Origin of the sequence: Bradyrhizobium monzae, from assembly GCF_021458635.1 — a bacterium.
Classification (GTDB): domain Bacteria; phylum Pseudomonadota; class Alphaproteobacteria; order Rhizobiales; family Xanthobacteraceae; genus Bradyrhizobium.
The window spans coordinates 1-23471 of sequence record NZ_JAIRDQ010000007.1 but is presented as its reverse complement, the minus strand read 5'-3'; the positions used below and the strand labels follow the sequence as shown (position 1 = coordinate 23471).

Here is a 23471-nt window from a genome sequence, read left to right as displayed (position 1 = left end):
TCTCGAAAGTGGGCGCCTTCCCCCTGACCTAGGCCGGGGTAGCAGGGTCTTCAACCTATCAGCCCTGGAAAAATCTCGCGCTCGCGGCGCAGTAGGTAGTTGCAATCGCGCCAATCTCAGACTTATGGTAGATGCATCGGAAGGTTGTGGGGGAGGCTATGAGAGCTCTGTGGCTCGCGTGGCTGCTGGTCGTAGGGTTCGTCTCGCAGGCCGGGGCCTGGGGACAGGAAGGTCACGCCATTGTGGCGGAGATCGCCCAGCGACGGCTCGATCCCGCTACCCTTGGCAAGATCGAGGCCCTGCTCGCGCTTGAAGTACCTGCTCTAGATCGTCCCACGATAGCCCTAGCATCGATTGCCAGTTGGGCGGACGACTACCGGGCCGACCATAAGGATACGGGCAACTGGCATTTCGTGGACATACCCGATGATCGCTCCACCTATGATCCGGATGCCGACTGCAAGGACGGCAAATGCGTCGTCGCGGCAATCGCTCGCTTCAGAGGGGTCTTGTCGGACTGTTCGAAGTCTCCTGCCGAGCGCCTCCAGGCCCTAAAATTCATTGTTCATTTCGTCGGCGATATTCACCAGCCTCTGCACGCTTCGGACCGGTGGGATTCCTACACTGGGAAGGACGACCAGGGCGGAAATCTCGTACCTGTCACTTTCTTTGGCCAGTCGACCAATTTGCATGCCCTTTGGGACACCGGGCTCATCATGCACACCGTCTACGACTGGGGCGCCTACGCCGTTCGGCTTGAGACGACCTGGTTTCCCGGCCGCGATCTGACCGGCCTCAAAGGAGGCTCTCCCGTCGACTGGGCCGTCGACGCGCACAGGTTGGCGCACGAAATTGCTTATGACATTCCTGATGATGGAGTTTTAGGCGTGAAATACTTTTCGAAAGCATCGCCCGTGGTCGATCGCCAATTAGCTCTCGCCGGCATACGGCTCGCGCAGTTGCTCAAGGACACGCTGTCGGGCACTGCCTGCCAGTAACAAACTTCAGGTGCGACCATGAAGGTGCGGACATCCCTGCTGGTCCTAACCGGCTCGCTGCTTGTCATGGCGGCCCAACCGTCATCCGCGGCGACAACGTCGTGCTCCAAGAATGGGTTCTGCTACTGCATCCATGAGACCCTTACCGATGCGATCACTCAGAGGGTCAGCGAGATACGCAATCTGATCGCAACGCAGCGCGCTCAAGGCAAGGCGATCGGCTATCTGAGCATTCCGCTTTCCACGCTCGGCGGAGGCTACTTTGCTGTCAATGCGCTGGTTGCAACCGAAACCAAGGATCACATCGAGCAGCAGCTTAGTCCGCGCGATGTCTGGATTCTCAACCCAGGCGCTGCCGACTTTGTGCTGCCGGCGGACGCCGATGGAGCGGATTACATGTGGATGTGGACCCAGGTGCTCGAAGGGACCGACGGTCTTGGGGCCTTCGACTTCGTCTATTTCACCGGCCCATCCGATTTCGCGCGACACTTTGGACTCGACGGGCGCGCGAACCTCGAGAAGCTCGATACGGCCTATGACAATCTCATAAAGACCAAGCCCGAGATGGCAAGCAAAGTCGATAAGCGGGCGTTCCGCGACTACTACGGCCTGCGCGCCTCCGTCTCCTTCAGCGTGGGCTCCCATGACGAATGGAACATCCTCCGCGCCATCAATGCCAACCGGCGCGACGGAGATAAGGTATCCGGCATCGCGAAACAGATGGGCGTCTTCTTTGACGGCAAGCCCGCGGCGCCTGGGTTGTTTGAGGCGCCCATCGGCGCCGGCAATGCTCTCGGCTGCGACAAGAATTGACGAATATTTTAAGGGAGGGATTTCCATGACCACCAAGCAAGCTGCGGCCAGCGCGATCAAGAAAGTCAAAGCCAATAAAGCCAAAGCCAATAAAGCAGAATCCGGCGACGCGAAGGTCGTCGTCAAGGCTTACACGTCACCGACCCTTGTGCTGCTCGCCTATGACTGGCCAGCCGGAGACGACCACGAAGATTTCCTTGGCTTCGCCATCGAGCGAACACCGGGATTCGACGGCCAGGCGAAGAGCTGGCTGCCGAACCGCATCGGCTTCCAAGGTCCCAAGCCGGATCACAGCGATTTTCCGAGCAACGAGGCGCCGATCCAGAAGTTCTACTGGTGGGACGCACGGATCGATACCAAGGATCGCGGTCATTCGTTTAATTATCGGATTGTCCCCGTCACCGGAAAACCCGGTGCGCTGAAGCTGCTCGACTCATCGGAGATAGCGGCAGCAATCGATGTGCAGGTGCCTTTAACTGAGGAGCAGGGCATCACCACGCACTTCAACCGTGCTGTCGTCAGCTCGCAGGCGTTCTCGAAACAGTTTCCGGAAATCAAGACCGCGGCCCAGCAAAAGGCTGCCCGCGCATGGCTCGGCAACGGCATGGAGCAGGCCGTGCCGCAATTTCTGGATCGTGGCGCCGGCAAGGACATTGAGGGCGCCATCTACCATCTGACGGACCAGACCTGGATCATTCCTGCCCTCAAGAATTATGGGGGGCCGATCTCGCTCGCTTATAACCACACCAGCAAGGATCACGCATCCGACGATGCGATCCAACAGCTTGAGGATTCGGGGCGCCAAGCCGACCTGTTTGCTGCCCGCACACACGCCAGTATCATGCACAACAAGTTTCTGGTGCGGGTCGGCGCCGCCGACCACGCTGAGGCTGTGTTGGCAGGTTCAGCGAACTTCACCAGCGAGGGACTGTCGGCCCAGGCGAACGTGCTGCATGCTTTCGAATCTCCCATGCTAGCAAAGCTGTATCTTGACCGGAAGCGCCTCCTCGACGGCGATCCCGGCCTTTCCGAAACGCAAAAGGATCAGGAAGGATGGTCGGATGAGGTCGTGGTCGGCGACGCGACCATCCGCGTGTTCTTCCCGCCCGAGGGTAACAAGACGCGGGTTTCGATTGACACCATCATCGACGCCATCAAGGCGGCCAAGCACTCCGTTCTGCTGTGCGCGTTCGATCCGACCGATATGAACCTTCTGAACGCCATCTTTGAGGCCTCCGACGCGGGCAAGATGATGCTGGCGCTCATCAATCGCGTGCCGTCGAAGGATCCGACGGGCGACCCGTCGCGCGGCGACGTCGCCGCCAAGATTGCGATCCTGGATCGGGCGCAGAAGAGCGATGAAATCGTCGGATTCGGCGCGTTCAGCTCCAAGGACACGCCGACCGACTTTATGCCCGAGCGCGTCCTCTGGCCTGGCGAAGATCCCAAGATCATGGTCCGCGTCCACCACAAATTTGTGGTCATCGATGCCGAAGGTGACAACCCCGTCGTCTTCACCGGCTCGGCGAACTTCAGTGGCAATTCGTTGCATCACAACGACGAAAACCTGCTGGAGATCACCAAATGTCCGCGCATTGCTGGCATGTACATGGCGGAATTTTTGCGCCTCTATGAACATTACCGTGCGCGCGTCAAATCGGAGGATATCAAGACCTTCAAGCTGACGCCGGACTACGCCTGGAGCCGCAAGTATTTCACAAAAGGGTTGCCGGAGACCAAAGCACGCATCGCCATGGCGGGGACCAACACATAAACGGTTCTCTAGAAGTCCAGGCAAATCCGCGATCCGGTAGGGAGGTGTCGAATGCTGTTGAATGTGACTGACTATCACGGCAATCAGATTGCCATTGATCCGAAGCGGGTCATCAAGCTGCGCGCCGCCTCGCTTTCCGACGAACCTGCCGAAACGGTCTTCATTGACTACGCATCGAACGGGACTTTCGCGCGGGGCACGCTGGACCAAATCAGCCGCCTGTTTGGCACGTACGTCAAGCTTGCTGCATTCCATGCTCCGAATGGTCAGGACATCTATGTCAACAAGGACGGCGTAGCCTCCGTAGCGGTCGACAATCGCTACGCCGGCAACGCCGTTCTAGTTGTGACCGTCGAGTTCGAAAACATGCGGGTCCCGGCTCGAAACAAGATCCCGGTTCATGAGAGCGTCGGCGAGGCAGAGGCTATCCTGGGCGCCGCCACCCTCGTCTGAGCTATCGACGGGCTAGAGTTTCGTCGCCTCCCCGATCGGGCGGCTTCGGATCGCGCTGTTGAACAAGGAGGTCCCCATGCAATCCGGCCGAATTCTCATTATGCGCCACGCAGAGAAGTCCGACGACGCGCGCGATCCCAATCTATCAGACGTAGGCCGCCTGAGAGCTCAAGAACTGGTTGCCTACATCCCGAGGACGTTTGGCGAGCCTACGTTCCTCTTTGCCTCGTCGGAATCGAAACACAGTCGCCGGCCGATCGAGACGCTGGAGCCGCTATCCGACGATCTCGGCCTCTCTATCGATGTTGACTTTGCCGACCAGGATTACGGCGCGCTCGCACACGAGCTACTAAACAACGGCCGATACGAAAATAAACTCAACATAGTCTGCTGGCACCACGGCAACATTCCCTCTCTCGCGCATGCGCTGGGTCTACCAGACAACACATACCCCGATCCGTGGGATCGTTCGGTCTTCAATCTGATCCTGGCTGTGATGTTCGCAAATGGCGTGCCTTCAGTTCAAGAAGTAACGGAGCCTTTCTGAACGGCGAGGCGAGCATCGTTATGCTTCTGGACGATAGCGTATGGCTGACGCCCAAAAAGGTTGTCAAACGCGGATGCCGAATCCATCGAAGGTAATCGGGAATTGATTTTCGCCTTCAGCTTCGGGATCACCAAATCCTGAAACGGAGATACCGAGCAGCCGCATCGTCTTCATTGAAGGCATCAGCTTCTTCAATAGTTCAAGTGCCAGGCCGGAGAGGTGGAGCGGTCGTCCAGATCGTCGGCAGGCGCTTTTCCACGCGTTCCGCCCTTTGCAAAAGCCGCCTACGCAGCGACCTTGTCTTCCTTGTCTGCGCCGCGCATGACGATTTTAAGTGTGTCGTCGGGGAGCGGGCGCTGCAGCGCCTTCGCTTCATCCCAGGGAGCGCGCATCCACACGTCACGCTCCTCCTCAGTGGTCAGCATCACCGGCATCGCCTTCGGATGGATTGGCTGGACGACCGCATTGGGTGACGTCGTCAGGAAGCCGTAGACGAGGTGGGGGCCGGGGATCGGCTTCGACTTGGTGCCGCGGTCGCCCCTGAATTCGGTCCAGATCCCCGCAAAACAGAACAGCGGCCGGCTTTCTTCGAGCGCATAGCCAAGCGGAATCGATCAGGTCTACAATCACGACGAGCAGTGGATCATTCGCAAGATGGCGTTCGAGGCGGCTCACGATTACATTGCGGAATTTGGTCGGCGCGAAACGGGTCGGCAAAATCGTGCGCCTGCAGCGAACGAATCCGCTGGACCCGATCAAGGCCGAGCTCCTCGGCCGTCTCCGTGAGCATTATGCGGCTGAGGCGTCCTAGTCGTCTTATCGCACTTGGCTAGATAGTCGCGCACCGCATCGACACGATAGAGGGGGCGACCATCGACATAGCGCCATTTCAGGGGATGGTTCGGATCGCGCCGCCACTGCTCCAGCGCTCCGGGCGTGCGCCGGATGATCGCGGCCGCTTCTAATACCGTCAAATTGGAGCTGCCCGGTAGCGCATCGATATCGAACATCGCCGGCGGCGGCACCCCACGGTTCTTGCGATGGCGCTTCGCGGCAGGCGGCCTTTCCTTGCTGTCTGGCGACCCAGATATCCCGATCCGCATCTCTTCGTCCTTGCGGCCCATGCGCCCGTCCAAAACCGTGATCGGTCGGAGGCAATAAGATCGCAGGGCTCTCGCGCAAGAAATCCCGAGCGCGGGTAGGGCCGCCGGGTAGCTGGGGCGTACAAATAGGACTGATTGCAATCAACTAGGGTGGCTTGCATAAGATATTGCCTTGGCTGTGGCTCCCAGCAGTTCTCCAACAAAGAAGCTTACTGCCGTCGATCCGCTCAAAGGGATTGTGGTCATGATCAATGGAGGTCGGCTCGGGCTTCTTGCCGTTGGTCGACTAAGTGTTGGACGGGCAAAGGGAAGGCCGACGATAAGAAGGCTCTAGTCCAATCTTTTTCATTGCTTGGCTTCTCAACGCCGACGGATTTCTACGCTGGTATAACGGAGCAGAGCTTCAAGGACGGTTTCATTGCCCTTTTGACAATTATCGACGTCAAGAACGCGCCGCAGCAAAGTCGCAAGGAAATCCATGCGCCGCCTACATTCCTTACAAATGAGGATAGGTGGATTGTCCCACGTCATGCCAAGGCCCGGCAACATAGAAGCAGCAAGTGCAGTGCTGCATCACCGGTCCACTACCGCTCACTATCGAAATTCGGCAGGTGCATTTGTCCGTGCGCGATTGCGAAGGATTTGTTCATATGAATGACGACGTCGGCGCCAACGCGTGTACAGTCGGTGCAGTCCAGTCCTCACCAGCCCCGGGATTGGATGCAAAAACGCCGCCCGCTTCAATGTCTCGCGGGCGGCGGCTTTCCAGCCCCGGGAGGGTGTGATGCAAAACCCCGGTGAGGATTAGTCTGCACAAGTTGTGCCAAGGTTTTGTGTCGTAGAAACCAATGCCGTCGCCCCGCGTAATGTCACCATGGGCGAGGAGTCGGCGAGATACTTGGCGTTCGCGGAAGAATGCAGAAGGCACGCCACCAATGCGCGCAATCGTGCAGATGAGGAGGCTTGGTTGGCGCTCGCTGACGAATGGCTGAAGCTCGCGCGCGATGCTACCGGTGATGCATCCGACCAACCGCCGCAATGAGATCTGGCCGCTCAAGAACTTCCACCAGTTGGTCGAGAATAGCGCGCTCATTGTTGCGCGGCTGAGGCTTTAAGTACTCTTCCAGAATGCGCTGCGCATCGCTGACGGCTTGAAGGGCCTTTTCTGCGTCATGCATGGAGCCGGACTCCGCTGAAATCAGCTTACAATGCAGCATTGACTAAATCGGTTCCGTCTAATTAAATCCGGGGTTTATTGCTGCGATAGAAACGGGCCGTAGTCGGCGGCGTCCGACGTCAGCCGCTCGTTGAGACGATGATGCAAACACTCCCCCAGTTTGAACCGGAAATAATGAAGGGTGGACGTTGGTTTGTGGCCGTCAAAACAGGGTATGGGCCCGATTCCCATATTGGAGATTTTGAGACCGAGGCGGACGCCAAGGAATGGATATCGACCAAGTCCAGGTATTGGCCGGGCAAACCGCCAGCGTAGCGCCAATGCCCCACCATCCTAGCTAGTTAAGCCGGTTCGCCCGGACAGAATTGAATCGGGATCGCAATCTCGATTTCAGATTTCGGATCCGTTCCAGAGCTTCGGCGAGCACTCGGCGAGACGTACGCCAAGCCGACGTGGACTCCAGAAAATCCATCATTCGCCGCCAGTATCCGTAACCCCAGGCGAACAGAGGTATCGACAGCAGCTTCTTCTTGTTCAGCTGAAACAGTCTTTCGATAACGGTCAGTTTCAGGACTTCCGCGGCAATGAAGACAATCGCCCCAGGAAGGAAATGACCGGTGCCGAGAAGATAGGCGCTCACGGGCTTGGCGGGCTCCAATATGATGACGGGCACCGCGAAAAGGGCGAAGGACTGGTAGGGCCCCAACGACGTTACCCATCGCCGAATCCGTTCAAGCCACCCCTTCTTGCTGAGCCATGCCGTTATCGGTCCAGTGACGGTCGAAAACAGGGCGTCGATCGTGAAATAGACCGTTGCGACAAGGAAGACGGGGGTATCCCAAACGCGTGCCATTCAAGCCTCCGACGGGAGAAGGCACACGGAGCAAAGACGTTCCGCCTGACGGTACTTCGGACGGATGGCGGTCCGAATTCCGTCGGTTTTTGGGCGCCTCGGCAATCGAGCCTGGATGGTGGAACTCGCGGGCGCTGCGACCGTTGCTTGGCCTGCGGCAGCAGTAGCGAGTAGGAGAGCACGTGAATCGACGCCAGCTTGTTCAAGGGTCGGCGGTGCTGTCGGCGCTTCTGGTCGCTCCGCGGAGCGGTTTTGCTGCCGCAGCCCCGTCGGACGACGTGTTCGCCTCGTCCACCGTAAGGGACTTGGCACGGGCTTTGGCGGCCAAACCGTACGAGGCTCCGGACGAGAAGCTGCCGGGCGGCTTGAAAGACCTTGACTACGATCAGTATCGTTCGATCCGCTTTCTGCCGGAGCGCGCGCTGTGGCGCGGCAAGAATCTTCCTTTCGAAGCGCAGTTCTTCCACCGCGGCTTCTTCTACAAGAACAGGGTGAACATTTTCGAGGTCGCGGAGGGAAAGGCCAACGAACTCAAGTATCGCAAGGCGGACTTTTCCTTCGGCGAGAAGGTCCCGGCGTTCGAGGACGCCGATCTCGGCTTCGCGGGCTTCCGCATACACGCGCCGATGAACCGCGCCGACTACTATGACGAGGTCTGCGTCTTCCTGGGCGCGAGCTACTTCCGCGCCGTCGCCAAGGGGCAGACGTACGGGCTTTCCGCCCGGGGGCTCTCGATCGATACGGGCGAAGCCAAGGGCGAGGAATTTCCGCTCTTCAAGTCCTTCTGGCTCGAGCGGCCCGCGCCGGGTGCGACCTCGCTGGTGATCCACGCCCTGCTCGACAGCAAAAGCTGCGCGGCGAGCTACCGGTTCACCGTACGCCCCGGAGACACGACGGTGTTCGACGTCGAAATGTCGGTATACCCGCGCGTCGAAATGCAGCGAGCCGGCCTCGCGCCGATGACCAGCATGTTCTTCTACGGTCCGAACGACCGCAACGACATCGACGATTTCCGCCCGTCCGTCCACGATTCCGACGGACTTGCGATCTTCAACGGCAAGGGCGAAAGCCTGTGGCGGCCGCTCAGCAATCCCCGCGACCTCCAGATCAGCACCTTTCAGGATCTCAATCCGCGCGGCTTCGGCTTGATGCAGCGGGAGAGAAACTTCTTCGCCTATCAGGACATCGAATCGAGCTTCGAAAAGCGCCCCAGTCTCTGGATGGAGCCGATCGGGGACTGGGGCGAGGGCGCCGTGGTGCTGTTCGAGATTCCGACCAAGGAGGAGGTTCACGACAACATCGCCGCTTTCTGGCGACCCAAAAGCCCGCTGCAGGCCAAAGGCGAACACAACTTCACCTATCGCCTGCATTGGGGCCCGGATGCTTCCAAACCGTCCTCGCTCGCCAGGTTCACGCGAACCGGAATAGGGGCGAGGGGCGAAGACGCGCGTCTCTTCGTCCTCGATCTGTTCGGCGAGAACCTCAAAGGAGTCGACGCTGCGGGCGTCAAAGGCGTTGTGACGGTGGAGAAGTCCGAGGTGAAGAACATCGTCACACAGCCCAATCCCTATACCGGGGGGTGGCGTCTCAGCTTCCAATGCCAGCTGAAGGGTGAGCCGATCGAGCTGCGGGCGTTTCTCGCCGAAGGCGACAAGCCCTTGTCCGAAGTCTGGGTCTATCGATGGGCACCTTGAGCACGGCACCGCGGTCCGCGGCCGGTGATATCGCGACCCAACCCCTGCTGCCGCGCGAGTCGCCTCTTCCCATGGCTCCTGGCGATTTGGGGCAGAAGCGGGTGTCGGACCGTGTTCCTGCGCCCATCGCAACCACGATGGTATGGAGACGCGGTCTCATCCTCCTCGCGACGGCTCTGCTCACGGGAGCAGGCGGCTACGAGATGTATCGCGTGCTGGAGGTCGGCGGCGTTACCGTCCTCGAAGCCATGGTGCTGACCCTTTTCCTGGTCCTGCTCGCCTGGGTCGCCTTTTCGTTCGCGTCGGCGGTGGCAGGCTTCTTTGTCCTGCTGGCTCATCATCCGGACGGGGACGCGGCGGCGCCCGGCGTGGAACTACAGCCTATCGCAAGCCGCACGGCCATGCTGCTTCCGACATACAACGAAGACCCGCATCGGCTTACGGCACGGCTGCGCGCGATCATCGAATCCTTGGAGGCGACTTCGCACGGAAAGCTGTTCGACTGGTTCATTCTGAGCGACAGCACCGATCCGGATATCTGGGTGGCGGAGGAAAAGGCACTTCTCGCGTTGCGACAGGACGTCGGAACGCCACGGCTGTACTATCGCCATCGTGCAGACAACACGGCGCGGAAATCCGGCAACATCTCCGAGTGGATCACGCGTTTCGGCGGCGTTTACGACTTCATGATCGTACTCGACGCCGACAGTCTCATGAGCGGACAGACCATCGTTCGATTGGTCCATGCCATCGAGACCAATCCGACCGCCGGGCTCATTCAGACTCTTCCGATGATTGTCAACGCAAGAAGTCTCTTCAGCCGCGTTCAGCAATTCGCGGGGCGCCTATACGGACCGGTGATCGCCGCCGGTGTCGCCTGGTGGCACGGCTCTGAAGGCAACTATTGGGGCCACAACGCGATCATCCGTGTGAGGGCCTTTGCCGAAACGGCCGCGCTGCCGCAGCTGCGCGGGCGCAAGCCGTTCGGTGGGCACATCCTCAGCCACGATTTCGTTGAAGCTGCGCTGATGCGACGGGCCGGCTGGGGCATCTACATGCTGCCCACGCTCGGCGGAAGCTACGAGGAGGTGCCGCCTTCGCTGCTCGATTTCGCCGCGCGCGACCGACGCTGGTGCCAGGGCAATCTCCAGCATCTCGCGGTCGTTCCCGCGCGCGGACTGCATTGGGTGTCGCGTCTGCACTTCATGGTGGGCATCGGAGCATACCTCACGGCCCCGCTCTGGCTCCTGTTCCTGCTGCTGGGAATGTTGATCTCGCTGCAGGCCCGCTTCGTGCGTCCCGAATATTTCCCGAAAGGCTTCTCCTTGTTTCCGACGTGGCCGGCCCAGGATCCGGTACTCGCCATCTGGGTATTCGGCGCCACGATGGGTATGCTTCTGTTGCCGAAACTGCTCAGCCTGATCCTCGTCTGGACACGCAGGTCGGCGAGACAGCAATTCGGCGGCGCATTTCGTGCCTCGGCCGGGGTTTTCGCGGAGATCGTCCTCTCGGCGTTGTTGGCTCCCGTGATGATGATCTTTCAGTCGATCGCGGTCATCGAGATCCTGGCCGGCCGCGATGCGGGGTGGCAGACGCAGAGGCGCGATGACGGCACGGTAGAGCGCCGCGAGCTCTACCGGAAATACGGCATTCCAACCTTGTGCGGCGTCGCGATGGCAGCAAGCGCGTATGCCGTCTCGCTTCCGCTTCTGCTCTGGATGTCCCCCGTAATCATCGGCCTGCTGTTCGCTGTTCCCTTGGGCGCTCTGACCTCCTTGCCCGCGTTCGGCGGGCAATTCGCCACCCCCGAAGAAAGAGCGGCGCCACCGGTCCTGCGTCGGGCGAACGAACTGAGCACGTCGGCGAATGCGGATATCAGGCCCGCCATGCTGGAGCTGCGCGAAGATCCCGCGCTGTTGGCCTTTCACATTGCCCAGTTGCCGCCTGCTCGGGCCGTTCGGCCTGACATGATCGACGCGAACCTGGTCGTCGGTCGTGCCAAGGTCGAAGCGAGCGATACCTTCGAGCAGGCCGCTGCGCATCTCTCGTCCAGGGAGGTTTTTTCGATTTTGGGCAACGGTGTCGCGCTGTCGGCGGTGTTGCAAAAGCGATGAACTCGCGGTTCGTCATGCGACGTTCGAGAACAGCCTGACAGCAGCGGCCAACTCAGGGCCGAGAATGCGTCTATGGCGCCGGCGATAGCGTTGAACAAGGCCTCGATTGATCTGGCCGGCCTTTCGAAGGGCGTTCTTTGAGCTTGGCGAAGGCCATTTCGATCGGATTGAGGTCTGGCGAATAAGGCGCCAGATAGAGGAGCCTATTCGTTTCGGCACAGCCTCAAAGATCGCCTAAAGGCCGTGGAGTGCCCAGAGGAGTTAACCGACGAGTTTACGGGCTGCAGCTTAGGGCAAAATATCTCAAGGCAATCGCTCTGACGCCGGCCTAGGCCGAGACGCCGCCCGAACGCGGGAGACCCTGAAAATAGAACGGCCGTTGGCCCGGAACCTTGCGCCTCCCCCATGTTTTAATCTTCGTTTTTGGGCAGGTATCACATGAGGGAACGAGCAGCATGGGATTAAAAAGGCGCCGCATCAAACACACCCGATCCCTTGAAGAACGTCTGGACGAAGAGGCAAAGATCTTGCGCGAGGAAGCGAAGAAGCTTCCGCCGGGCAAGAGGCAAGAGAGCCTGTTGGAGAAGGCCCGCCAAGCCGAAACTGGCTCCCATATTAGCGAGTGGCTCCGCTTTCCGGGCCTAAAGCCGCCAGACTGAGACCCAAGCTCCCTTTCGTGTTCGGGGCCGGAGTGGACAACATGGGCGAGTCTTTCGGGGGGGCATTTACCGTTGTTGAAGTGACGATCGACGACAACAAGACGCAGATTTGGGTTGCCGTTGCAAAGCCCAGCCAGGCTCTGACATTGGTCCTCGCTGCCGCACCGGAGGGTTCGACTGCGGAATTAATGAATGTCCCGCTGACGCCCGAGCGGCAGCGCCTCTTCGAGGAACTTAGTCTGGAGCCTGGGGATGTCCACAGGTTGGACAAGTGAGCCCTCTCACGCCTAAGTCGATCTGCGCCGCTCGCGCTCAGCACTGTTCGCTGCCTTGAGCCGTTCTCTAATATAGTCAGAGATTTCGCCGATCTCAGCCTGCAAGTCGGCTTCCGAAATGTCCTGTCCCTTGGCAGCCCCGACAAGACGTCGGCGGAGATCCGCCACATCCTGCGACGCACCGGCAGTCCGATACTGCTCGACGGCGTGAATGCTGTTCTCCGTCCAGAAGTCGATAAACTCGCGAACCTTGCTCACTGTAGTCCCCTGAGGCAGCCAAGAGTTCAGTGTTAAAGCTAGGGGGTAAGTAGAGCAAGCAAAACACCCCGCCATTTCTGACGGGGTGCCTTCAGCGGCGCGGGCTCGTTGGTTACGAAATCTAATGCGATCGGCGCTGAAGGACGCCAAACCCTAATTCCCCACCGCCTTTGTGAACTGTTCAAGGCTCGCGAACTTCACTAGCGCGCCCTGCATGATGGCGTGGATCGATCCATCGTCGATTACACGATAAGGTACGCCCCCAAGCACGCCGTCAGGCTCGAACGGTTTTGGAGAGCGGTCCACGGTCACGCGCGAAGAGTGGCCGCCAATTCTCCTTAGAGGGCGCTCGGGCTCTCGGTTGGCCAGCTTGGATAGTAATTCTTCATGCCTCAGGTTTGGCAGCCCGAATACAAAAAGAACCGCGATCAACGGCGACGTAATGACTGCGATTACAAACCACCAAGCGCCGTTTCGACCGCGCGATGATGCCGCGACCGAGACAACGGCCGATAGTATCAGCCATCCTATTATGATTGACATTTAACGCTCCCCCAGCGCTTCGCATCAGAACCCAACCGGTCGGACCGATCAAGGGCACCTTGCAGCGGTCGGAAGCTCGCCCTATGGTGGCGATGGGCTGGGGAGGCTCATCATGAAAGGCTGGTTGCAGGTAGCCGGCGTGTCAGTTGCAGCAGTCTTCGCAACGCAATTCGTTACGATTTTTGCCATTCAGCCTATTGGCGCAATACCTGACGGCCGAACAATTTTCATCACTCGGCTTATGAACGTAAATTTCATCGATAGTGCCGACGCAATCTGTGCTCGCAAAATGGGAGGTGTAAACCTGCCATGCCGCGTAGCTGTGTTTGGTCAGGTGGGAAAAGAGGCCACTATAATCGCTCGCTTGCCCTATTCGAGTATGCTCTATGAGTTTAGCACCGGCGGGAAGACGTACGATAGATAATCCTCAAATGGTCCGGACAGAACTCATCTCCTGCCACGACTGCGGCAATAGCGTCTCGTTCGGCGCTGTCAGCAGATTAGACATTGCTGTTTTTCGGAACTCTCACTGGCATGGATTCTTATTTTGGTGCTCGGGTGCCCAACCGAGTTATGGAAGATGGGAATGACTGGTCCCGGCCTCATCCCCTCCGTTGGGGCCGGGGGCCTCTTTGGACGGAGGAGCCAGGTTTGGGCATTTTCGACCCGCAACCGTTCGTTGACCCATGCCGACGGCCGGGGCTTGCGCCGGGAGCGCGCCTAGGTAGGCTCTGGCAGGGTTTGAGGAGAACCTATGGCCAGGAAGCCTATTTCCGGAACTGATTTGAGCTGGATTATTCTTGAAGAGTTGAGACAGGACGGCATGAGCCCAGTTGGCATTGCGATCGTTTCCGGTCGCAAGAGAACTGACTGGCGTGTCGTCGTGGAGGCTAGAAGCAGGCACTACATGCAAGGGGATGGCACGCGGCGGCTGGCGGCGATTGAGAAAAGGCTTCAATCCGTTTACAGCTTGGCGGACTAGGATCGATCTGCCCCAGATAACGACCAGACCGGAACGCCAGTCGTTCTGCGCCTTCATGCTCAGCGCGCAAGCGCGGCCTTACTTGGTGCCGTTCTTCCGCTCTTGCATAGCCATCTCAACCTGATCGGCCAGACTCGTTAGGTGGCTGGCGAGCCGGTCGAATAGCGCGCGCTTAGCCGGATCAGTTGCAAGATCGCGGATCAGGGCGCACTCAGCTGCGTCGGTGCGCAACTTTTCAAGCCGGGCCAACATGTCCTGCATCGTAGTCCCCTCTCTGCAGTTTCAACTAGGAAACCTACGGGCGTCAATTCAACTTAGGGGCGCCCGAACGCGAACCGGGACTACCCTTTAGGTGGTGGGGCCGTACCGGGGAATACTGAGCTAACAGGCGTCTGCGCGATTTGTTCACTAGTGAACAGAACACGCGGTAGACTGGCGAATGATATAGGGCACGCCGTTTCTCCAACAAAACCAGCGCCGGGCCTCTTATTTGCACGCGTGTTGGTTACCGAATTCCGCCGCACGCGCGTGAGCAAAGAGCCGCATGTCCGAACACATCCGCTGCGACCACTGCAGAGAAGAGTTTGCGCCAGAAGTGCTAGTCGTTCTTGCGCCACCGTCCGGTCATGGCGAATTGATTTGCGCTCGGTGCATCGAAATCACGCTTCGTCAAGCCATCGCCGAACTGCCGCGTTGATAGCTGATGCCGAATTCAAACCGATCTAAACCGACGGTTCTCCACATCCCCTATCCGGTGCCTGCGATCTGCCCATGCTGCGGCGACAACCGATTGCGCAAGATCGGCGAGGACGTGACCGAGATGCTGGAGCTCATTCCGCGCCAGTGGAAGGTGATCCAGCACGTGCGCGAGAAGTTCGTCTGCCGGGCCTGCGAAGCGATCACCCAACCCCTCGCACCCGATCGCGCGTGGACGTTCTCCTTCCCCATGTCTTGTTCGCCAAGTACGGCCTGCACCTGCCGCTCAATCGTCAGAGCGACGTCTATCCGCGCGAAGGCATCGACCTCGATGTGTCGACGCTCGCAGACTGGGTGGGCGCAGCAGCGGCAACCCTGATGCCGCTGGTCGACGCAATCCGGAGCCATGTCTTCGCTGCCGATCCATGCCAAAGGTGTTTGGCTCTGATCTTGATCGCGTCGGCTCGATTTAAGGCAACGCGCCTGTTCCGCATTTAACCTTTCGCGGAGACATCAAGCTTAACCAGCGTCTTCGATTGCATCGGAACCGGCGCGCGATAGGCTCCTCGCCACCGGACATTGCCCTTAGTCCGGGTCCCCAGTGGCGAAGCCGCTGCGCCATCATATTCGACGCGGCGGCTTCGTTTAATTGTAGGCTTCTCGCGCGAGTTCAATTTGAAGAGCCAATCAGACCGCGAAACTGTCGATCTCATTGAGATGCGTCGGCAACTCACGACCTTGCGTTCTCAATGCTCGGACGATCTTCGGATCGCGTCGCTATTGAACCACTTCCTCGTCAAGATTGCGTTCCTCTCAGAGCCGCACGATGCTGAGCACGAACAACGTCTACGATCTCAGTTTCTTGAGACGCTGAAGAAGGTCGAAGCGATCACCTCGCGCAAGCCGGCAGCCAAGTGAGCTGTCTCTAAGCAAACCAAGTAACGCTAACGATCATAATTCATTGCGCTCGCGGACTGTGGAGCCGAAGCTGGATGCAGTCGCGAAGTCGTCTTTGTTTCGCGTACCGGCGCCTTCGCGGCGAGGGGTCGCCGCCCTCTCGGTCGGCGGCCCCGCCCTGTCATGCTGGCAACCTCGGAGGCCGAAGGTGTCTGAATGGGCGAGTGTTGAGCGGCGACGCGTCACACGCAAGACGGTCGACCAGATAGTCATGCTTTCGCTCTCAGGCGGTGCAACAGTCACGCCCTGCGCAATGAGAGACCTTTCAGTTTTCGGCGCCGGAATACTGCTAGAAGATGCGCCGATCCCGTCGACTGACTTCGACCTATCCTTCGACGAATTTCGAACGAGCTTCGCTTGCCGCTTGGTGTGGCGTCGCAATACTTTCGCCGGGGTGGCGTTCCTCTTCTAGCTTCACCCGATGGTCCAGCGATCAGATGACGCGCGGCAAACGGCGAGGACGTTAGCGCGCAGGCCGACGCGCTTGATATCGAGGCAAAACGCCGGCTCGTGGATGAATACGATGCGGCGCAGGCGCGGGGCGAGGTGACAGGTCAGACCGATGGTCATCGCAATTGCAGCGGGTCAATAAACGCGACCCGACGACGCGCCATACGCTCCGACGAGCAAGTTTCAGCCGGGTAAGGACAGAGAACATCCTGCCGTTTCGAGGTACGCCGCTCGCTGTATCGCGCACAAGGCTGTCTTAGTGCATGCTGACGTACTGAGTCAGGGTAAGCCTAGCTGGTCCAGTAACTTGGCCTCAACTCCACCAAACCCCGAGTTGGGGTCTTTTATTATCGTCTTCCGCACCGCAGAGGCGGATTAGTATACTCCGGCTGGCCTGTGTCCGAGCGCGGTGGTCACCATGGAGCCGCTGCGCGGCGTCCGGCGTGACCTTGTTCTGGATCGTGAAGTGAGGCCGCCATGTCTGGCTGTCCTGGCGGGAGAATTCGCCGCGCATGACGTCCCGCGCTGCCACCTGCAGTTGCTCGAACCTGGTAGACCCGATCCGGACGGCGACCCCGAACCCGAGCAGGAGGAGGCTATGGATGGGCACGGGATCACCCGGGACGGCCAAATCGCTCAGACGGGCCGTCTGCGCCGACGACAGGCGGTGGAATAGCGTGAGGTGGGCCGGTAGAAGATTGCGCTCCCGTGGAAAGTGGTCGCGACGGAGCCCGTCCAGCTAAGCGAAGGTCGCGGCATCCAGCTCGGCGGTCAGGATGAAGATCTCGCTCAGAGGAGAGCGGCCCAGACGTTCGGGCCGAAGACCATGGCCACCCCCAGGGACAGCAGCAGTCCGGCGCCGCAGAAGATCGCGACGGCCTTGATTTCTTCCACGTCCACGTCCGCACCGGTCGCCCACGCCAGCGCCTTAGCCGCCCATTCCATGTCCGATCTCATTCACAGGGACGACACTGAACTTAGCGGACTATCGCATCGGGAGGTGTGACCTGGCTCTCAAAATAGGATCGACCCGGGTCAGGTAAGCCCGGTATCGGGCCGGAGATAGAGGCCCCGCCGGGGCTCGGATCGGGGATCGGCAAGCCGCGTCATATGGAACCTGATCAACAAAGTACTGTTTTACCGTAGACGGTCCCGCTCCCGGCTGGGACCGGGATAGGATTCGCATGAAAACCTCTGATCGGTTCGAAGCCTCGCAGTCTGGCGAGGGGCGATACCGCCTCCTTGTCGAGGCGATCACCGACTATGCGATCTATATGCTCGATCGCGAGGGCCACGTAACCAGCTGGAATCCGGGTGCCAGGCGTTTCAAAGGCTATGAAGCGGAAGAGATCATCGGCCGGCATTTTTCGACCTTCTACACGGACGCCGAGCGGGAGCAAAAAATCCCAGCGTTGGCTCTGGAAGAGGCCGAGCGCACCGGCCGTTTCGATCGCGAGGGATGGCGCGTGCGCAAGGACGGCACGCAGTTCTGGGCTCACGTCGTCATCGACGCGATCCGCTCACCCGAAGGGGAGCTCGTCGGGTTCGCCAAGATCACACGCGATCTGACCGAACGAAGAGCGGCCGAGGCAAAATTACGCGAGAGCGAAGAGCAGTTTCGCCTGCTGGTGCAGAGCGTGACCGATTATGCCATCTACATGTTAGATGTTGACGGCAACGTCGCCAGCTGGAACGCCGGCGCGCAGCACATCAAGGGGTACACCCCGGAAGAGATCATCGGTCGCCATTTTTCCAATTTCTATACGGAAGCGGATCGCGCCGCGGGTCTTCCACGAACTGGCCTGGAGACCGCGGCACGGAAAGGTCGGTGGGAGCACGAAGGTCAAAGGGTTCGAAAGGATGGCACACCATTCTGGGCGCATGTCGTCATCGACGCGATCCGGGACGACAACGGCAAGCTGGTCGGATTCGCCAAGGTAACGCGGGATATTACTGAGCGGCGTGAGGCCGAAGTTGCCCTCCGCGCAGCGCAAGCGACGATGCTCCGCTCTCAGAAGCTCGAGGCCATTGGGCAACTCACCGGCGGCATCGCCCACGATTTTAATAACTTGCTGCAGGTCATCAGCGGGAATCTGCAGCTGCTTAGCAAAGACATCGCGGGCAATGCGCGAGCCGAGACGCGGGTGCAAAGCGCATTGGCTGGTGTCACCCGCGGTTCAAAACTTGCGTCTCAATTGCTTGCCTTCGCGAGACGGCAGCCGCTGGAGCCGCGCGTGGTCAACGTCGGCCGTATGATCAAAGGCATGGACGATCTGCTGCGTCGTGCGCTGGGAGGAGAGATCGAAGTGGAAACGGTGGTCGGCGGCGGGCTGTGGAACAGCCTAGTCGATCCGGATCAGCTCGAAAATGCGATTCTGAACCTGGCGATCAATGCGCGAGATGCGATGGATGGCGAGGGTCGGTTGACGATCGAAACGAGCAACGCGTTTCTCGACGACGAATACGTGCGCCAGTACGACGATCTGGCTGCCGGACAGTATGTGATGATCGCGGTTACCGACACGGGCGCCGGCATCCCGCCAGACATTCTGGAGCGGGTCTATGAGCCCTTCTTTACCACCAAAGCGGAGGACAAGGGGACAGGCTTGGGGCTCGCCATGGTCTACGGTTTTCTCAAACAATCGGGCGGCCACGTCAAAATATACAGCGAGGTCGGCGCTGGAACGACAGTGAAGCTTTACCTTCCGCGAGAGATGGCGATTGAGGACAAGCTCGTTAGCGCCACCTCCGGCGAAATCAAAGGCGGCGAAGAAACCGTGCTTGTCGTCGAGGATGATGACGAAGTACGTGAGGTCGCGGTCTCCATGCTTACCGAGCTTGGTTACCGCGTCGTCAAGGCGAGAGATGCGGTTGCCGCGCTCGCGATCGTCGATAGCGGTATACCGATCGATTTGATCTTCACCGACGTGATGATGCCAGGCACGCTGCGCAGCCCGGAGTTGGCGCGCAAAGCCAAGGAACGGCTTCCCAACGTTGCTGTCCTCTTCACGTCCGGTTACACGCAGAACGCCATCGTGCACGGTGGCCGGCTCGATCCAGGAGTAGAACTTTTGGCAAAGCCTTACACGCGGGAGGCGCTTGCCCGAAAGGTCAGGCATGTGCTGGCCAATCACGCTCAACGGCGCGTCGCGGCTCCAAAATCACCTCCGCCAGCCGACGAAGACGCGGTGAAAGGGGCGACCGTGCTGCTCGTCGAAGACGACGAACTGATCCGCTTGACGACAACAGAGATGCTGAGCGACCTCGGGTGCCATGTTCGAGAAGCCGGCACGGCGCATGAGGCTTTGAAGGTTCTGGACGAAGTTGCGGTGACGATCCTTCTCACGGACGTCGGCCTTCCCGGCGTGTCTGGCCTGCAACTGGCAAAGGACGCGCGCGCACAGCGGCCGGATCTTTGTCTTGTTCTGGCGACCGGAGACAGCGGCGTCCGATCTGAGGCGGCACTATTGGGCGCAGTGCTTGTCGTGAAGCCGTATACCCCGGACTCCCTGCGACAAGGATTAGAGAGCGCCTTGAAGGTGAAAAAGTCGGCCTAGAGGGCAAGCGCGGCAGGAACGTAGCGGAGCGATGGGGGTTCGATCCGCTCCATGCCGCGCTGGCCAGGTCATCGTGAGGACCATCCCGAGGCACGACACATGACTCTCTCGCGCCCGCGTTCGTCATCGCTTTTGCTCGATTTCACGTCCGTGCTCCGGCATCGGCCCGCCATCGCGGCGGTTGCCGGGGGAGCCGCCTTGCTGGCGGCGACGGCGCTGGTGAACCGGCAACTGGCGCGGAAGACGGAACGCGAGAATCCGCCTCGGGGTAAGTTTATCGATGTCGACGGTGTTCGGCTCCACTACGTGGAGCTGGACCGGTGGTTCGGGTAGCAAGGCGGATGCGAATTGGGAAAGTTCCTGGTTTCAACAGTTTTGCCTCATACGAGGTGGAACTGTTGAAGCCTTTGATTTAGAATGATAAATATGGTTTTAACAGAACGACCCTAAAACTGATCGAGGTGTTGAAACCATGGATTTTCAAGAGCTTAACAATGATCAGCGCCGCGAGGTGGTCAATAGCCAGCAGCGCTTCCAAGCCTTGCGAGACGCCAAGGAGGCATATGACGCTCATCGCGGTTCCCTGACCTGGGTAGCGTCAAAAGGCCACGAATACCTCATCCGGAGCTACTACGATAAAGCGGGCCTCCGAAAGCAAAGCTCGCTGGGCCCGCGTTCCGCCGACACCGAAAAGATGAAGGCCGACTTCGAGGCTAAGCGAGCAGCGGCGGAAAACCGACTGAAGAACTTGCGCGAGACCATGGACCGTCAAGCCGCGGTCAATCGCGCCCTCGGCTTGGGTCGCGTGCCTCTGATCGGTGCCCGCATCATGCGCGCTCTCGACGGCTTCGGGATGTTAGGTTCCGGCATTCGGATTCTCGGAACGAACGCGATCTATGCCTATGAGGCTTCCTCCGGCGTCAGAATCGATCCTGGCTTGACCACGACGGAAGACATCGATCTTCTGTTCGACGCGCGCGGCGGCCTTATGTTTGTGGCGGACGAGGACGTTTCCGAGTCTTCGCTGCTAAAGATACTCCAACGTGTCGATACCAGCTTTGAGCGCACGAAGCAGACGTTCCGCGCCGTAAACCGGGACGGCTATCTCGTCGATCTGATCAAGCCTATGCAGAGCCCTCCCTGGAGGAAGGCGCCGGATAAAATTGGCTCCGACCCCGAAGACCTGACTGCCGTTCAAATCGAAGCGCTCGATTGGCTGCAGAATTCGCCAGCTTTCGAGGCAACCGCGATCGACGAGAAGGGCGAACCTGTCCGCATCGTCGCTCCAGACCCGCGGGTCTGGGCCGCACATAAGCTTTGGCTATCCCGGCGTGCGGACAGGGAGCCGCTTAAGCGACAACGCGATGCAGCGCAGGCGGAAGCTGTCGGGGCTCTGGTCGCGAACTATCTCACTCACCTGGCGTTCGACGCAGAACAGCTAAGGATGCTTCCGAAAGAAGTGGTAGACAGCGCGGAGCCGCTTTTCGTTAGGAAAGACACCGCGGCCCGGGCGTAATAGTCAGGCTCAAAAGACCAGGGTCGGCATATCCAGCGCCGATCATCAGCGGACCATGATGATGATCAGCATGATGCTGCTGCTCATCGGCATGCCGACCATCATTGTGGCGGCATCATCACCGTCATCATCACCCTCAGCACCAGCATCGGCATCGCGATGGACCACCGGCATTGTTGGCAGCCCAGCGGCTGCTGGCGCCGGAGAACGATCAAAATCGATTGCGATCACCGCAAAACCGTTTACGCTACCTACGGCGAAATCTTCGCGGCGTTAATGTTTGGCTGCCGACTTGGCCGCTGATTTCCGATGACCGGGCATCGACTTACAAAATCGAGTCGTTCTTAAAGCCCGGAATCGAGTCGCTCTTAAAGCCCGAGCGAGTCGTTCTTATAGTGGACGTATACATCTTCTTCTTTTTCTTCTTCTTCTTGTTGGTGGGCCATATTGGACGCATATCGAACTTTATGCTTGGCGCCACCGCCAGCCTTCCGCCAAATGTGCGAAGAAAGCCGGACTATCGCTTCCTTCGCCTGAAAAAGGCCACGTCACGCTCGACCCTACCATAATACGGTCGATGGTTGGGCCTCGATAATGTTCGAAAAGCAATTTTCAACGGCGGCGACACTTAGGGGTGCGCTCGATCCTCCTCGGCAGTGGACACTGCCGCTAGACCGCGATTAGCGACTACCGTTGATCCCCAGGGACCGGCTAAGCTTATGTCGGATTCCAGCATGAAACACCTTCGTGAAAAGCTTAGTCGGTCATTCAAGCGGCGTTTGGCAAAAGCCCTTTTGCCTATGTCCGTGCTCCCGACGAAACTCGTTCTGCGGAAGAAGTCTCCCCTCCGGATCCTCGTGGATAGCTCCGTCTTGGCCCACGGAATTACACATGAGGGTGGTTGGATTTCGACAGGGTCAGTGATGTGGGGCGGCAAGGTCGAGGTCCCAACCGGCTATTTGGCCAAGATACCTATTCATGCCCCCAGCAACGATACGCAACTCTATAACGAGGTTCAGTACCTCGCTGGGATAGCCCACTTGGCCCGCAAGGGTTATCTAAAGCTCTGTACGTCGGCCGAGCTTAAGGCAGAACAATTCCGGCAACCAATCGGTCGGTTTCAAGGATATGGCTATGCCGATCACAATGTTTTTGCCGGCATCAGGTTCGAAAGCATCGATGGTTTTAAGCTCGATCTAAGCAACCCTAAGCAAGCTCAACTTGACCGCATCGCGTCCTGTAACGATCCCGTTTATCAAACCTTGCTTGCACAATTCGGTCAAAAGCAAAGCCTGGACGCCTACCACATCTACACCGCAGAAAAGTTCGGACTGTTTGCGTTCTTGCATATTGATTTCAAGCTCGATGGCTCCTTGCGGCGAAAGTCGAAGGCCACGCCTTTCGAAGATTTGAAAACCCGCGTCCTCCTGCCTTCGCAGTTTGCAAAGATGATCAATCTTCTACCCGTCCACACTAATCTGCTGACCTTGGGGGATGACGATACGTTTTTTACTACTAGAGCCGACTTGCATGCTCAGGATCAGAAGCGACACCGCCCAAAGAGCCAGCCCTAATGCCAGTTGCGAGCTAATTGGTCTTGGCCGCGCCTAACCGTTTCGCGGCTGGCTTGGTTGTCGTTGTAGCGACGGCGGGGCGCTTTGCTTTCTCGGCAACGTAATGATCGATTGCCGCCTCGATGCGTCGAAGCAGAGGCTGAAAGCCATCGAAATTGATCGTCGCAGCACCTTGGCGAACCACGCGTTCGGCAAAGATCATTTTTCCATACTCGGTCGAAGTATCGAGTTGTTTCTCTAGACTGAATCTCTTCCCATCAACGACTGTCTTCAGCACGGCTGGTTCGAACAAATCCTCGATACAGGATTTTCCATCCGCGCCCATTGCTGGCGTCTTCACGAGGTATGCGCATCAGCGAGGTGCTTAGCATCGTCCCTCTTTCTTTTCAGGTTGAGGCTTGCATCGTTGCAGTTCTGACCTTGAAGCGTCGTTCTATTGTCTGGCGTGAAATTCCTATTCCGAGCTGGCTTATGTATT

General features: G+C 58.9%; 27 protein-coding genes and 4 pseudogenes. 17 read left to right on the top strand and 14 right to left on the bottom strand.

Translation table 11 applies throughout. The features are described 5' to 3' along the window. The first annotated feature begins 158 nt into the window (after window positions 1-158). From K3F49_RS24440 to K3F49_RS24420, 5 genes are all read left to right on the top strand, one after another. Window positions 159-998 carry a S1/P1 nuclease gene (locus K3F49_RS24440; protein WP_234683501.1) on the top strand — a complete coding sequence of 280 codons (840 nt, stop codon included), beginning with the start codon at window positions 159-161 and terminating at the stop codon, window positions 996-998. A gap of 18 nt (window positions 999-1016) precedes the next feature. Continuing rightward, entirely contained in the window at window positions 1017-1811 is a 795-nt protein-coding gene (locus K3F49_RS24435) for a hypothetical protein (RefSeq protein WP_234683500.1), read from the top strand. Window positions 1812-1836: 25 nt separating this feature from the next. After that, window positions 1837-3585, top strand: a complete 1749-nt coding sequence (locus K3F49_RS24430; protein WP_234683499.1) for a phospholipase D-like domain-containing protein — start codon at window positions 1837-1839, stop codon at window positions 3583-3585. A 51-nt stretch (window positions 3586-3636) separates the two neighbouring features. Then, on the top strand, window positions 3637-4038 hold the full coding sequence (locus K3F49_RS24425; protein WP_234683498.1) for a hypothetical protein: 402 nt from the start codon (window positions 3637-3639) through the stop codon (window positions 4036-4038). A gap of 76 nt (window positions 4039-4114) precedes the next feature. Beyond that, the gene (locus tag K3F49_RS24420) at window positions 4115-4585 is read left to right on the top strand and encodes a phosphoglycerate mutase family protein (protein WP_234683497.1); all 471 of its coding nucleotides are present in this window, start codon (window positions 4115-4117) and stop codon (window positions 4583-4585) included. Window positions 4586-4648: 63 nt separating this feature from the next. On the opposite strand, the gene K3F49_RS39240 is transcribed toward K3F49_RS24420, so the two are convergent. Together K3F49_RS39240 and K3F49_RS24415 are read right to left on the bottom strand one after the other, a co-directional pair. Continuing rightward, window positions 4649-4780: a hypothetical protein gene (locus K3F49_RS39240; RefSeq protein WP_276575421.1), complete on the bottom strand. Its 132-nt coding sequence runs from the start codon at window positions 4778-4780 to the stop codon at window positions 4649-4651. Between the two features lie 89 nt (window positions 4781-4869). Then, window positions 4870-5184, bottom strand: a pseudogene (locus tag K3F49_RS24415) (SOS response-associated peptidase family protein); the annotation flags it as partial. A gap of 1 nt (window position 5185) precedes the next feature. Here K3F49_RS24415 and K3F49_RS24410 point away from each other — a divergent pair. Beyond that, window positions 5186-5396: pseudogene (locus K3F49_RS24410) on the top strand (tyrosine-type recombinase/integrase); the annotation flags it as partial. Here K3F49_RS24410 and K3F49_RS24405 read toward each other — a convergent pair. The 3 genes from K3F49_RS24405 to K3F49_RS24395 form a co-directional block, all read right to left on the bottom strand. After that, window positions 5341-5709, bottom strand: coding sequence for a hypothetical protein (locus tag K3F49_RS24405; RefSeq protein ID WP_234683496.1), 369 nt, complete (start codon window positions 5707-5709; stop codon window positions 5341-5343). The pseudogene K3F49_RS24410 and the gene K3F49_RS24405 overlap by 56 nt on opposite strands. A gap of 986 nt (window positions 5710-6695) precedes the next feature. Next, entirely contained in the window at window positions 6696-6866 is a 171-nt protein-coding gene (locus tag K3F49_RS24400; RefSeq protein ID WP_234683495.1) for a hypothetical protein, read from the bottom strand. Between the two features lie 336 nt (window positions 6867-7202). Next, window positions 7203-7718, bottom strand: a complete 516-nt coding sequence (locus tag K3F49_RS24395) for a hypothetical protein (RefSeq protein WP_234683494.1) — start codon at window positions 7716-7718, stop codon at window positions 7203-7205. A gap of 215 nt (window positions 7719-7933) precedes the next feature. Here K3F49_RS24395 and K3F49_RS24390 point away from each other — a divergent pair, with 215 nt between their 5' ends. Further along, complete coding sequence (locus tag K3F49_RS24390) at window positions 7934-9412, top strand: glucan biosynthesis protein G (RefSeq protein ID WP_234683778.1); 1479 nt, start codon at window positions 7934-7936, stop codon at window positions 9410-9412. Next, window positions 9400-11526, top strand: a complete 2127-nt coding sequence (gene mdoH / locus K3F49_RS24385; RefSeq protein ID WP_234683493.1) for a glucans biosynthesis glucosyltransferase MdoH — start codon at window positions 9400-9402, stop codon at window positions 11524-11526. The genes K3F49_RS24390 and mdoH overlap by 13 nt, the downstream gene beginning before the upstream one ends. 62 nt (window positions 11527-11588) lie before the next feature. On the opposite strand, the pseudogene K3F49_RS24380 reads toward mdoH, so the two are convergent. Further along, window positions 11589-11731 (bottom strand): annotated as a pseudogene (locus K3F49_RS24380) (IS630 family transposase); the annotation flags it as partial. A gap of 495 nt (window positions 11732-12226) precedes the next feature. On the opposite strand from K3F49_RS24380, the gene K3F49_RS24370 reads away from it, so the two are divergent. After that, complete coding sequence (locus tag K3F49_RS24370) at window positions 12227-12460, top strand: hypothetical protein (RefSeq protein WP_234683491.1); 234 nt, start codon at window positions 12227-12229, stop codon at window positions 12458-12460. Window positions 12461-12472: 12 nt separating this feature from the next. Here K3F49_RS24370 and K3F49_RS24365 read toward each other — a convergent pair whose 3' ends face one another. Beyond that, on the bottom strand, window positions 12473-12718 hold the full coding sequence (locus K3F49_RS24365; RefSeq protein ID WP_234683490.1) for a hypothetical protein: 246 nt from the start codon (window positions 12716-12718) through the stop codon (window positions 12473-12475). 153 nt (window positions 12719-12871) lie between these two features. Further along, on the bottom strand, window positions 12872-13261 hold the full coding sequence (locus K3F49_RS24360) for a hypothetical protein (RefSeq protein ID WP_234683489.1): 390 nt from the start codon (window positions 13259-13261) through the stop codon (window positions 12872-12874). 754 nt (window positions 13262-14015) lie between these two features. Between K3F49_RS24360 and K3F49_RS24355 the strand changes: the two genes are divergently transcribed. Next, entirely contained in the window at window positions 14016-14243 is a 228-nt protein-coding gene (locus K3F49_RS24355) for a hypothetical protein (protein ID WP_234683488.1), read from the top strand. Between the two features lie 78 nt (window positions 14244-14321). Here the strand turns inward: K3F49_RS24355 and K3F49_RS24350 are convergent, their stop codons facing one another. Beyond that, the gene (locus tag K3F49_RS24350) at window positions 14322-14504 is read right to left on the bottom strand and encodes a hypothetical protein (protein ID WP_234683487.1); all 183 of its coding nucleotides are present in this window, start codon (window positions 14502-14504) and stop codon (window positions 14322-14324) included. A gap of 496 nt (window positions 14505-15000) precedes the next feature. Between K3F49_RS24350 and K3F49_RS24345 the strand changes: the two are divergent. Both K3F49_RS24345 and K3F49_RS24340 read left to right on the top strand, forming a co-directional pair. Next, window positions 15001-15362, top strand: a pseudogene (locus tag K3F49_RS24345) (IS66 family transposase zinc-finger binding domain-containing protein); the annotation flags it as partial. A 252-nt stretch (window positions 15363-15614) separates the two neighbouring features. Further along, window positions 15615-15857, top strand: a complete 243-nt coding sequence (locus tag K3F49_RS24340; RefSeq protein ID WP_234683486.1) for a hypothetical protein — start codon at window positions 15615-15617, stop codon at window positions 15855-15857. A 453-nt stretch (window positions 15858-16310) separates the two neighbouring features. Here K3F49_RS24340 and K3F49_RS24335 read toward each other — a convergent pair whose 3' ends face one another. The 3 genes from K3F49_RS24335 to K3F49_RS24330 form a co-directional block, all read right to left on the bottom strand. After that, the gene (locus K3F49_RS24335) at window positions 16311-16466 is read right to left on the bottom strand and encodes a hypothetical protein (RefSeq protein ID WP_234683485.1); all 156 of its coding nucleotides are present in this window, start codon (window positions 16464-16466) and stop codon (window positions 16311-16313) included. A gap of 193 nt (window positions 16467-16659) precedes the next feature. Further along, the gene (locus K3F49_RS39665) at window positions 16660-17085 is read right to left on the bottom strand and encodes a 2'-5' RNA ligase family protein (protein ID WP_452101122.1); all 426 of its coding nucleotides are present in this window, start codon (window positions 17083-17085) and stop codon (window positions 16660-16662) included. Between the two features lie 50 nt (window positions 17086-17135). Further along, entirely contained in the window at window positions 17136-17291 is a 156-nt protein-coding gene (locus K3F49_RS24330) for a hypothetical protein (protein ID WP_234683484.1), read from the bottom strand. A 239-nt stretch (window positions 17292-17530) separates the two neighbouring features. On the opposite strand from K3F49_RS24330, the gene K3F49_RS24325 reads away from it, so the two are divergent. From K3F49_RS24325 to K3F49_RS24315, 3 genes are all read left to right on the top strand, one after another. Then, window positions 17531-19903: a hybrid sensor histidine kinase/response regulator gene (locus tag K3F49_RS24325; protein ID WP_234683483.1), complete on the top strand. Its 2373-nt coding sequence runs from the start codon at window positions 17531-17533 to the stop codon at window positions 19901-19903. 99 nt (window positions 19904-20002) lie between these two features. Next, window positions 20003-20236, top strand: a complete 234-nt coding sequence (locus tag K3F49_RS24320; RefSeq protein WP_234683482.1) for a hypothetical protein — start codon at window positions 20003-20005, stop codon at window positions 20234-20236. Between the two features lie 139 nt (window positions 20237-20375). Then, the gene (locus tag K3F49_RS24315; RefSeq protein WP_234683481.1) at window positions 20376-21419 is read left to right on the top strand and encodes a GSU2403 family nucleotidyltransferase fold protein; all 1044 of its coding nucleotides are present in this window, start codon (window positions 20376-20378) and stop codon (window positions 21417-21419) included. Between the two features lie 45 nt (window positions 21420-21464). Here K3F49_RS24315 and K3F49_RS39235 read toward each other — a convergent pair whose 3' ends face one another. Continuing rightward, window positions 21465-21593 (bottom strand): hypothetical protein, encoded by a 129-nt coding sequence (locus K3F49_RS39235; RefSeq protein ID WP_276575420.1) that lies wholly within the window; start codon window positions 21591-21593, stop codon window positions 21465-21467. Between K3F49_RS39235 and K3F49_RS24310 the strand changes: the two genes are divergently transcribed. After that, window positions 21593-21988 (top strand): hypothetical protein, encoded by a 396-nt coding sequence (locus K3F49_RS24310; RefSeq protein WP_234683480.1) that lies wholly within the window; start codon window positions 21593-21595, stop codon window positions 21986-21988. The genes K3F49_RS39235 and K3F49_RS24310 overlap by 1 nt on opposite strands. Before the next feature lie 165 nt (window positions 21989-22153). Continuing rightward, window positions 22154-22993 carry a hypothetical protein gene (locus tag K3F49_RS24305; RefSeq protein WP_234683479.1) on the top strand — a complete coding sequence of 280 codons (840 nt, stop codon included), beginning with the start codon at window positions 22154-22156 and terminating at the stop codon, window positions 22991-22993. A 13-nt stretch (window positions 22994-23006) separates the two neighbouring features. On the opposite strand, the gene K3F49_RS24300 is transcribed toward K3F49_RS24305, so the two are convergent. Continuing rightward, window positions 23007-23333, bottom strand: a complete 327-nt coding sequence (locus K3F49_RS24300) for a hypothetical protein (protein WP_234683478.1) — start codon at window positions 23331-23333, stop codon at window positions 23007-23009. Between the last annotated feature and the right edge of the window lie 138 nt (window positions 23334-23471).

What these genes read in the sequence shown, in the direction of transcription:
- K3F49_RS24440 (WP_234683501.1), top strand. Translation starts at nt 159, where the DNA reads ATGAGAGCTCTGTGGCTCGCGTGGCTGCTGGTCGTAGGGTTCGTCTCG.
- K3F49_RS24435 (WP_234683500.1), top strand. Translation starts at nt 1,017, where the DNA reads ATGAAGGTGCGGACATCCCTGCTGGTCCTAACCGGCTCGCTGCTTGTC.
- K3F49_RS24430 (WP_234683499.1), top strand. Translation starts at nt 1,837, where the DNA reads ATGACCACCAAGCAAGCTGCGGCCAGCGCGATCAAGAAAGTCAAAGCC.
- K3F49_RS24425 (WP_234683498.1), top strand. Translation starts at nt 3,637, where the DNA reads ATGCTGTTGAATGTGACTGACTATCACGGCAATCAGATTGCCATTGAT.
- K3F49_RS24420 (WP_234683497.1), top strand. Translation starts at nt 4,115, where the DNA reads ATGCAATCCGGCCGAATTCTCATTATGCGCCACGCAGAGAAGTCCGAC.
- K3F49_RS24405 (WP_234683496.1), bottom strand. Translation starts at nt 5,709, where the DNA reads ATGGGCCGCAAGGACGAAGAGATGCGGATCGGGATATCTGGGTCGCCA.
- K3F49_RS24400 (WP_234683495.1), bottom strand. Translation starts at nt 6,866, where the DNA reads ATGCATGACGCAGAAAAGGCCCTTCAAGCCGTCAGCGATGCGCAGCGC.
- K3F49_RS24395 (WP_234683494.1), bottom strand. Translation starts at nt 7,718, where the DNA reads ATGGCACGCGTTTGGGATACCCCCGTCTTCCTTGTCGCAACGGTCTAT.
- mdoH (WP_234683493.1), top strand. Translation starts at nt 9,400, where the DNA reads ATGGGCACCTTGAGCACGGCACCGCGGTCCGCGGCCGGTGATATCGCG.
- K3F49_RS24370 (WP_234683491.1), top strand. Translation starts at nt 12,227, where the DNA reads ATGGGCGAGTCTTTCGGGGGGGCATTTACCGTTGTTGAAGTGACGATC.
- K3F49_RS24360 (WP_234683489.1), bottom strand. Translation starts at nt 13,261, where the DNA reads ATGTCAATCATAATAGGATGGCTGATACTATCGGCCGTTGTCTCGGTC.
- K3F49_RS24355 (WP_234683488.1), top strand. Translation starts at nt 14,016, where the DNA reads ATGGCCAGGAAGCCTATTTCCGGAACTGATTTGAGCTGGATTATTCTT.
- K3F49_RS24350 (WP_234683487.1), bottom strand. Translation starts at nt 14,504, where the DNA reads ATGCAGGACATGTTGGCCCGGCTTGAAAAGTTGCGCACCGACGCAGCT.
- K3F49_RS24335 (WP_234683485.1), bottom strand. Translation starts at nt 16,466, where the DNA reads ATGACCATCGGTCTGACCTGTCACCTCGCCCCGCGCCTGCGCCGCATC.
- K3F49_RS24330 (WP_234683484.1), bottom strand. Translation starts at nt 17,291, where the DNA reads ATGGAATGGGCGGCTAAGGCGCTGGCGTGGGCGACCGGTGCGGACGTG.
- K3F49_RS24325 (WP_234683483.1), top strand. Translation starts at nt 17,531, where the DNA reads ATGAAAACCTCTGATCGGTTCGAAGCCTCGCAGTCTGGCGAGGGGCGA.
- K3F49_RS24320 (WP_234683482.1), top strand. Translation starts at nt 20,003, where the DNA reads ATGACTCTCTCGCGCCCGCGTTCGTCATCGCTTTTGCTCGATTTCACG.
- K3F49_RS24315 (WP_234683481.1), top strand. Translation starts at nt 20,376, where the DNA reads ATGGATTTTCAAGAGCTTAACAATGATCAGCGCCGCGAGGTGGTCAAT.
- K3F49_RS39235 (WP_276575420.1), bottom strand. Translation starts at nt 21,593, where the DNA reads ATGCCGGTGGTCCATCGCGATGCCGATGCTGGTGCTGAGGGTGATGAT.
- K3F49_RS24305 (WP_234683479.1), top strand. Translation starts at nt 22,154, where the DNA reads ATGAAACACCTTCGTGAAAAGCTTAGTCGGTCATTCAAGCGGCGTTTG.